This window comes from Acinetobacter sp. YH16042 (assembly GCF_013417245.1).
In the GTDB taxonomy this organism is placed as follows: Bacteria; Pseudomonadota; Gammaproteobacteria; order Pseudomonadales; family Moraxellaceae; genus Acinetobacter; species Acinetobacter amyesii.
Window position 1 is genome coordinate 59,919 of the sequence record NZ_VPEJ01000017.1, and the last position, 8,737, is coordinate 68,655.

Below are 8,737 nucleotides of genomic sequence, written 5' to 3' on the forward strand. Positions count from 1 at the left end.
CTTTTTTTGATTCGATCTCATTTCCCTTGTTCCAAAGGAAGACCGGCATCACGAGCAGCACGCGTGCCGCCCATTAAGATTACATATTCACGTGAGCTGTCAAAACCCTCTAGTAACTCTGCTGCACGTGGAGCTTTACTTCCGCCACCACATAAAATGTAAATGGGTTGATCCGTTGACACCTGAGTCAGTGCATCTGATGACAATGCGTTGATCGGTCGGTTAACCGCACCTTTCACATGTGCTTCAGCATAAGCACTTGCATCGCGAACATCCCAGATAATCGAGTCTTCTGGGAACTCAAATGTTGTAATTTCTTGTTTACGGATCATTGCACACTCCTTTTGATGTAAACAACACTTGGCAAATGAAGAAAACATCCCTAGCATCTCAGATATTCTTTCCCTTTGTAAAGGTCTAATCTATGCCTTCTTTTGATATTGTTTCCGAATTAGAAGTTTTTGAAGTAAATCATGCAGTTCAAAACACGCAAAAAGAAATAGCGACGCGTTTTGACTTCCGTGGTCAAGACGTTTCAATTGAGTTAAATGAGAAAAATAAGGAAATCAAAATCTCAACAGAAAGCGATTTCCAATGTGAACAAGTGTATACCATGCTCGAAAATCATTTCTTCAAACGTAAAGTCGACATTCAAGCACTCGATCCACAAAAAATGACCGCTTCTGGTAAAAACGTCATTCAAGTGATCAAACTAAAAGACGGTCTTGACTCTGATACTGCAAAAAAAATCAATAAAGCCATTAAAGAAAGCGGCATTAAAGTGCAATCTTCTATTCAAGGCGACAAAATTCGTGTGACTGACAAGAAACGTGACACTTTGCAACAAGTGATGGCGTTCTTAAAAGAGCAACAATTTGGTGTGCCGCTTCAATTCAACAACTTTAAAGATTAAGGCAGCACAACTGCCATTGAGGTCAATATGGCACGTCCAAATCGTCTAAATAAACTGGTTAAAGCAAGCTCTAAATTACCCAAAGGTATTCAAAGTCGTTTGCTCAGTCGAGCTTTTGGTCGTGTCGTGCCCATGGTTGGAACAGCTAAGATCCAATATCAACATGTCAGCCCTGAGCGTGTTGAGGTGAGCATCGCCAATCATAAGGCGATGCAAAACCACATCGGGCAAGTACATGCCTGTACCATGGCGCTGATCGCCGAAACAGCCACAGGCTTTGTCACAGCAATGAACGTCCCAGACAGTGCCATTGTCCTGATTAAAAGCTTCAAAGTTGATTTTAAACGTCCAACCCAAGGTGGGATGAAAGCCATCGCAACGCTTACACCCGAACAGCAACGACAAATGCAAAGCACAGAAAAAGGTGAAACCTTAGTACAGGTCTTAGTCACCGATGAATCTGGTGAAGCACCGATTCAATGTGAAATGCTTTGGGCGTGGGTGGCAAAATCCGCTCTGAAAAATAAATAAATGTAAATAAAACTTACTTTTAGGTAAGTATAAGTTTTACTAAATTTCAGCAAAATCAAGACTGTTTTTTACTATTTATACGCCGTAATTCCGCTCAATATGCTTGCACGACACAAATATATTGAGCACTTTATGAAAAAAATCATTCCCCTTTCATTCATCAGCATGGCGGTTTTTTAACTGCATGTCAAAGTAATATTCCTGCAACGCCAACGACTCCAAATCAAGCGGCTGATAGCAATATTCAAACCAGCCAAGCAGCGGAAAATAAGAAAATCGTGATTGATTTTTATGAAGGTGTCTTTCTTAAACATCAGGTTAAGACATATGCTGACCGATATATTGGCAATCAATATATTCAACATAATCCGCATGTACCTGATGGCAAAGCACCTTTTGTCGATTATTTCACCCAGTATTTTAAACAAAATCCTGAAGCAAAAAACCAGATCAAACGTGCCGCTGCCGAAGGTGATTTGGTCTATTTACATGTACACTCTACGCAAAATAAGCAAGACCATGGAGAAGCCATTATCGATATCTTCCGTGTTGAAAATGGCAAAATTGTTGAACATTGGGACGTGCAACAAAGCATTCCTGCAACCAGTGCCAACTCAAACACGATGTTTTAATTTCTCAGCCACTATTCATAAAAAAAGCCACTCGATTGAGCGGCTTTTTTTTTTGCGTCTAACTTTAATTAAGCTTGATCTGCAGCAAATTTAGCTTTTGCATCCGCAGGAATTTGACGCTTAGCACCTTTCACATCCACAGCGACAAATGTAAACACACCTTCGGTTACGCGAATTGGATCACGTGAGCTGTCATGGCTATCCCAAACTTCAATCTGCATTTGGATAGAGGTATTACCCACTTTTAAAATTTTGGTATATACACTGATGACATCCCCGACTTTCACAGGAACGAGGAAGGTCATTTGGTTAATTGAAATCGTTGCACAGCGTCCTTGACTGAAACGCTCTGCGTGAATTGCACCGGCCAAGTCCATTTGTGACACGATCCAACCACCGAAAACATCACCACTCCAGTTGGTGTCTGCAGGCATCGCGATGGTTTGTAGGGAAAGCGTTCCTTCAGGTTTTACATGAGTTTCTGACACTTTAGCTCCTGGCGCTGACATTTATTGAGGTAGATTTAACTGCTGGTTGAGCCATTGTTGTAACTCACCAGCACGCATTGCACCACTTATTCTAGCAATTTCGTTGGTTTTATTCATCAAAACCAGTGTAGGAATACTGCGAACATTAAATGCACCGCTCAATCGAGGGTTTGCTTCGGTATCAATTTTGGCAAAAACTACTTTCGGATTAGATTTTGCAACTTGTGCAAAGTGTGGCGCCATCATCTTACATGGTCCACACCATTCAGCCCATAAATCGATCAGCACAGGTAAATCACTATTGCTAATAAAATTTGCAAAGTTCTTTTCATTCAACTCGATGGGCGCCAATGGAATCAATGCTTGATGACATTGACCACATGCAGGTCCAACTTCGAGTTTTTCTTCAGGCACACGGTTTTTTGCACCACATTCAGGACACACAACGATCATTTAGCTGACTCCAACATGTTGATGTAAAAATTCTAATTGGGTTGCCATGGCTTTTTCAAACCATTGCCCGTGATAAATATCAAAATGTTGCATTTCCCACTCATAATACTGCACATACGGTGCAATATTGGTCGCAGTTTCTCGGCTTGATTCAATGGGAATCAAACTATCTTCTTTGGCTGCAATAAAAAGTACCGGTATGTTAATTTTACGGACATCCAATATTGGGCGATAACGGATTAACTTAAAAAAGGCCCGAGCCGGAATTTCGCCACTCCAATAAAAATCAGGATTGACAATCGATAAGTAGCCCGCATAACTGTCTTCAGACTGTAAAAAACACAATCTATGTGGATCGACTACAGGTAAAGTCGTTGGGCTCATCCCAACTTTAGAACCCATATAGTCCTGACTCGATAATTTTAACGCTTTTGGTAATTGCTGTAAGGGATACAATTTTGCACTTTCAGCGCCGTCGACAAATGGAACTTGTACCATCACCGCTTTAATATTTTTAAGCTCTGCCGCCAAACTAAGTACATAGCCACCACTGAGTGATGTTCCCCATAATACAATACGTCTCGAATCAATCGATTTACGCTGCTGTAAATGATCGATCATGGTCCGCCAATCTTCAAGTTGTGCCTTCAGGTTTACTAACTCTCGCGGACGCCCTGTACTGCCCCCCCAATAGCGATAATCAAACAACACGACAGCATAGCCTGCTTGCACAAAGCGCTTGGCATATTGCACTAATTTAAACTGGCGTAATGCCGCCAAACCATGTGCCATAAGAATGACTGCAGGTTTTTCAACAGATTTTGGACGATAAAAGTCAGCAGCTATAACATCTTGTCCGCTTTTGACATACAGTGGTTCGACTGTATAGGCGTGCATACGCGCTCCATTGCGTTATTTTATGGTTGTAATCGCTTATAAAAATTTAAGAACAATCTGCTCAAGTTTGTGCTTAATGCTATCATAAAGCATAAATCTATGAATTAAATTATGGAGTGACTCAATGAGCGAAAATGTTGGTTTTGCAGGTCAAATAGGCCCAGAACATGTAGCGCAAGTGGTTGAAAAAGGCTTTAAATCGATTATCAATAACCGCCCTGACATGGAAGGTGGTCCTGAGCAACCAACCAGTGCTCAAATTGAAGAAGCAGCACGTAGCGCTGGTTTAGACTATGTTCATCAACCGGTTGTTGCCGGTCAAATTTCTGAGCTAGATGTCCGTAACTTTGCGAATCATTTTAATGAATTGCCAAAGCCAGTACTCATGTTCTGCCGTACAGGTAACCGTTCGAATAACCTATATCAACTGGCAAAACAGATGGATCTTTTGGATGACTAAGGCTTTCATTCAAAAAGCTTTATTGATCGCAACTTGTGTCTTTTCAGCACCTACATTTGCTGATAATAACAGTCAGCCCTTAAATGCAAATTTAAGTGTCTCTGGACAAATGACCACAGATAAGTTTTCAAGTTTACTCAAACAACTTAAATTTAAATCTGTGATTGTGAATCGACCAGATAATGAGGCGGACAATGAAGTGACTGTTTTACAGTTACGAGGCATTGCTGAAAAGTCTCATGTGAGTGTTGTGTATCAACCTGTGCAAAGCGGTAAAATTTCTCAAACAGACGTGAAAGAATTTGCCAAATATTATAATGAGCTTCCTAAACCCATTTTGATGATTTGTCGTAGCGGCTCTCGTTCGACATCTCTTTTCAATCAAGCTAAGGCTCAAGGTTTGCTCAATGACTAAATTTGTGTTTGCAGTTTTATTTACAACGTTGTTGCTAACAGGGTGTAATTCTATGAATGTACGTCCAACCGTTGGTGTAAGTGTCGGGACTGCACTTTAAATTCTCAGTCCCTAAAATAAAAAACAGCGCCGAAGCGCTGTTTTTTATTTTTATATTATTTAATATTTAACCAAGATGTTACGCTCTTACCGCCTGGAACACTTGAAATGATTTTTACATCATCTCCTGCTGTACAGCCTTTCAAGCGAACTGTGTAACTCACTAGGTCATTTCCATTATTTGCGAATGTACTTGGTGTTAATAAAGCCATAGTATTCGGAACTGTTAAATTTCCACTTCTAATTTCAGCTTCACAAGATAAATTTTTATAAGCGATTTCAGGAGTGCCCGTCACAGTTGATGCAATCCCCCCCTTACTCCCCATTCCAGTTGAATCAATTATTACAGCATAATCAACATTATCAATGGTTACAATTAGAGTAGTATTTGGTTCTGCCCCTGAAACTTTCAAGATTTGTTTAGTTGAATCTGTAGCATCTAATTGAAGTTTAGCTTTAGGTTGAAAATCACTATTATCTTTCACTGCTACAGAAATAGTTGTACCTGATGGCATCGGCACTGTTTTTTGCGAGTTGCCAAACACTTGGAAGCTAAAATTGCCTGAACCACTTGTAATGAACCCATTACTATCAAATCCTGTATTCCAAACAAATGTTGGTGTGTCGTGTGCAAAAGAGAATACCAATTGTTGGCGGAGTACTGCACTTAGACCACTGTCGCAAGTATTTGGGATATTCGGTTGTGCAAAGCTAGAAATCGCGCATTGTAATGCACCAGCGGCTTTTTGATAAATGAATTCACCTACACTATGTAGATTATCTTCGTTATCATCCTTAAAGAAATCGCCAATATTATCAGTTAAGGTATCCGTGCCTGCTGTATATAAATTGTCGCCATTATTATCTATATAACTCTTGTCACCTTCAACATAGGCTAAAACAGTCACACGGTTATCTAAAGGTCTTGGGCTCTGAGTCGTAAAAGTCACAGAGCAAACACCTTTATCATCCGTCATACAGTTTGAATCAACTTTACCGCCTTCGCTGACAAAACTGATGACTGTATCTTTCGGTACAGGGTTACCTGTACGGTCACGCATACGGGCAACGATCGTTGCAACATCCCCATCAATATCTGTACGTAAAGACTGTTTAGAAACAGATAGACTGACACCATTTTGTGTAACGCGTCCAGAAGAAACCTTCACGCCTTTAGAAATTGCTGATACAGTTGGAGATGCGACCAATGTTGCTTTAATCTCTACAGGGCCTGGAATATTACCTGGATATAAATTAACAACAATTTTACCTTTAGAATCACTTTTTAATATTTGGGTAGCGCGGTTATTCAATGTCACAAAATTAAGATCATTTGGCGCTTTTTCCAAAGAGACCTCTACGTCTTTATCTTTTGCAGGAACACCATTGGCATAAAGCGTAAACTCAATAGAGTTAGATGCTGCAGATCCACTGCTCTTTATACCTAAATTAACATCAGCGGCAGTTGTATAAACTAGAGAATCTGCTGCTACCGCTGCAATATTAAGTGTTGTTGTAACAGTGGCTGAGCTGCTTGGCGAAGATGCTGTAACAACAACAGGGCCTTCACATAAATCACCATTCGAAGCAATGGCTTTATATGAAGTAATAACATTGCCTTGATTTGATGAAATTACAGATGCAGGATCGAATGTTCCACAACTTGCAGTAAAGTTCACCGTTACATTGTTTTGCGCTTGAGAATTTTGATTTAAAGTTTTTAAAGTAATATTTGTAGAAGCGCCAGATGAAAGACCAGCAGCTGCAGCAGATATATTTGATAAGACAACATTTAATGACTGTAAACTAAAGACTGCATCTTTTGCTGTAACGGTATTACCATCATATTCAGCACTTGCTGAAATTTTGTAGGCACCTGTACTGCTCAAATTTTCAGGTGTTACTGAAATAGTTGCTTCACCGTTTGCATTAGTCACAACTGCAGCATTAGAGCTGCCAAAAGTGACTCCACCAGTTGAAGTAAATGTAACGATTGCTCCACTAACACCATTTCCAGACTGATCTGTCACTTTTACAGTAGCTGTTACACCCTCTGCAGTAATAACCGTAGTCGAATTACCATTCAAATCTTTCAGCTGAATTGCGCTAGCATTCAGCGATTTGACTTCTTCACCAGTATTGGGATTTGTTGAAGAACCACCAGAATTTGCCCCTTCATTAAAATAACCATCACTACCACCACCACCGCAACTTGCCAACAATACGGCTAAAGCTACAGCTGACAGTTTCATAGTCACTTGTTTTTTTTGCATGGAATTCCCCCAAAACCCTCAATATATATAGAGTTGTTATAAATATTTATTGGTTGCTATGTAACCATAATTATAGCTTTATGTAAACACAAGGAATACAAATGTTTGATATGTTAAATTTGAAGAATGAAGGAGAATTTTATGTACGACATCATCATTATCGGTGCAGGAACAGCAGGCATTTCAGCCTATAAAGAAGCAATTAAAAAAACACAAAATATTCTTATCATTAATGATGGTCCCTGGGACACTACCTGTGCACGCGTCGGTTGTATGCCAAGTAAAATACTTATTTCTACTGCAAACCGGATATACGATATACAACACGCCGAAAATTTAGGACTAGATGTCAAAAGTGAAATTGACACCTCTAGAGTCATGCACCATGTTCAAACTTTACGTGATCGTTTTACAAGAGCCACGTTAAAAGATGTTGAAAGTTGGCCAAGCCAACATAAAATTTCTGGAAAAGCAGAATTTATTGATTCAAGTACAATTCAAGTAAATAACCAAATATTTCAAGCCAAATCATTTATCCTTGCTGTAGGTACAACTCCTGCTATAAATGCTGAACAAAAACAAATATTAGGCGATAAATTAATTACATCCGATCAGATATTCGAATTAGAACAACTACCAAAATCTGTCGCAGTTATTGGAAGTGGCGTAATCGCTTTAGAATTGGCTCAGGCTTTAACACGCCTCAATGTAAACACTACTGTTTTTGCACGTAGTCGAAAAATTGGCTCATTGACTAGCCCCATATTACAAAAGCTCGCACAGGAAGAGTTAAGTAAAAAATTAAAGCTAAAGTTTGAAATTTTACCTGAACATTACTCTCTTGAAGGCGATCTAGTTCATTTAACCTATACTGAAGAAAACGTACAAAAGTCGCTACAAGTTGACTATGTTTTAGCTGCAACTGGCAGACGTACATTATTAAATACCTTAGGTTTAGAACGTATAAGTGCAGAATTTAAAGATATTAAAAATTTACCGATCAATCCGCATACAAAGCAACTAGCTGATTATCCAATTTTTATAGTCGGTGATGCACATACCAATACCCCTATCCAACACGAAGCAGCTCATGAAGGTAAATTTACAGTACAAAACTGTTTAAACTTTCCACAAATTAAATCCATCAAGACGCTAACCCCTTTAGGCATCTTATTTTCTACACCACAAATGGCAACTATTGGTCAAAGCTATAAGCAACTACAAGATAAAAACACAGAATTCGTCATTGGTTTCGTTTCTTTCGAAAAACAAGGTCGTGCGATTGTTGCTGCTAAAAATAAAGGGGCTGCCGAAGTATATGTGGATACAATTAACCATACACTATTAGGAGCTGAGCTATTCTGTGCAGAAGCTGAACATTTAGCACATTTGCTAGCTTGGATGATTTCAGAAGAACTAAGCATACATGAAATTTTGGATAAACCTTTCTATCATCCAACTTTAGAAGAAGGGTTAAGAACTGCATTAAAGCATGCACGACGTCAGTTAAGATAATTTTATCGTTTTAGGTCGATTTATAGCGTTGGATTTCCAACGCTTTATTTTCGCCCCCTTC

General features: G+C 39.3%; 11 protein-coding genes. 6 read left to right on the forward strand and 5 right to left on the reverse strand.

Annotated features, from left to right (window positions below; translation table 11 throughout):
* Positions 1–17 precede the first annotated feature (17 nt).
* Entirely contained in the window at positions 18–332 is a 315-nt protein-coding gene (locus FTV37_RS12215) for a rhodanese-like domain-containing protein (RefSeq protein ID WP_078194202.1), read from the reverse strand.
* Between the two features lie 92 nt (positions 333–424).
* Between FTV37_RS12215 and FTV37_RS12220 the strand changes: the two genes are divergently transcribed.
* From FTV37_RS12220 to FTV37_RS12230, 3 genes are all read left to right on the forward strand, one after another.
* A complete protein-coding gene (locus FTV37_RS12220; RefSeq protein WP_078194203.1) occupies positions 425–913 on the forward strand; it encodes a YajQ family cyclic di-GMP-binding protein in 489 nt (162 codons plus the stop codon).
* Positions 914–940: 27 nt separating this feature from the next.
* A complete protein-coding gene (locus FTV37_RS12225) occupies positions 941–1,444 on the forward strand; it encodes a DUF4442 domain-containing protein (RefSeq protein WP_180063975.1) in 504 nt (167 codons plus the stop codon).
* A gap of 197 nt (positions 1,445–1,641) precedes the next feature.
* Positions 1,642–2,076, forward strand: a complete 435-nt coding sequence (locus tag FTV37_RS12230) for an ester cyclase (protein WP_373683582.1) — start codon at positions 1,642–1,644, stop codon at positions 2,074–2,076.
* 68 nt (positions 2,077–2,144) lie between these two features.
* On the opposite strand, the gene FTV37_RS12235 is transcribed toward FTV37_RS12230, so the two are convergent.
* Genes FTV37_RS12235 through FTV37_RS12245 form a run of 3 tightly spaced genes read right to left on the reverse strand, consistent with a single transcriptional unit; the run spans position 2,145 to position 3,914 of the window.
* On the reverse strand, positions 2,145–2,564 hold the full coding sequence (locus FTV37_RS12235) for an acyl-CoA thioesterase (protein WP_078191328.1): 420 nt from the start codon (positions 2,562–2,564) through the stop codon (positions 2,145–2,147).
* A 21-nt stretch (positions 2,565–2,585) separates the two neighbouring features.
* On the reverse strand, positions 2,586–3,017 hold the full coding sequence (trxC, locus tag FTV37_RS12240; protein WP_078191319.1) for a thioredoxin TrxC: 432 nt from the start codon (positions 3,015–3,017) through the stop codon (positions 2,586–2,588).
* The gene (locus tag FTV37_RS12245) at positions 3,018–3,914 is read right to left on the reverse strand and encodes an alpha/beta hydrolase (protein WP_180063976.1); all 897 of its coding nucleotides are present in this window, start codon (positions 3,912–3,914) and stop codon (positions 3,018–3,020) included.
* A 124-nt stretch (positions 3,915–4,038) separates the two neighbouring features.
* On the opposite strand from FTV37_RS12245, the gene FTV37_RS12250 reads away from it, so the two are divergent.
* Both FTV37_RS12250 and FTV37_RS12255 read left to right on the forward strand, forming a co-directional pair.
* Positions 4,039–4,374, forward strand: a complete 336-nt coding sequence (locus FTV37_RS12250) for a TIGR01244 family sulfur transferase (RefSeq protein WP_078191321.1) — start codon at positions 4,039–4,041, stop codon at positions 4,372–4,374.
* Positions 4,367–4,789, forward strand: a complete 423-nt coding sequence (locus tag FTV37_RS12255; protein ID WP_180063977.1) for a beta-lactamase hydrolase domain-containing protein — start codon at positions 4,367–4,369, stop codon at positions 4,787–4,789. Before FTV37_RS12250 ends, FTV37_RS12255 begins: the two co-directional genes overlap by 8 nt.
* Positions 4,790–4,944: 155 nt before the next feature.
* On the opposite strand, the gene FTV37_RS12260 is transcribed toward FTV37_RS12255, so the two are convergent.
* Positions 4,945–7,161, reverse strand: a complete 2,217-nt coding sequence (locus FTV37_RS12260) for an Ig-like domain-containing protein (RefSeq protein WP_180063978.1) — start codon at positions 7,159–7,161, stop codon at positions 4,945–4,947.
* Between the two features lie 141 nt (positions 7,162–7,302).
* On the opposite strand from FTV37_RS12260, the gene FTV37_RS12265 reads away from it, so the two are divergent.
* Positions 7,303–8,676 (forward strand): dihydrolipoyl dehydrogenase, encoded by a 1,374-nt coding sequence (locus FTV37_RS12265; protein WP_180063979.1) that lies wholly within the window; start codon positions 7,303–7,305, stop codon positions 8,674–8,676.
* Positions 8,677–8,737: the final 61 nt, after the last annotated feature.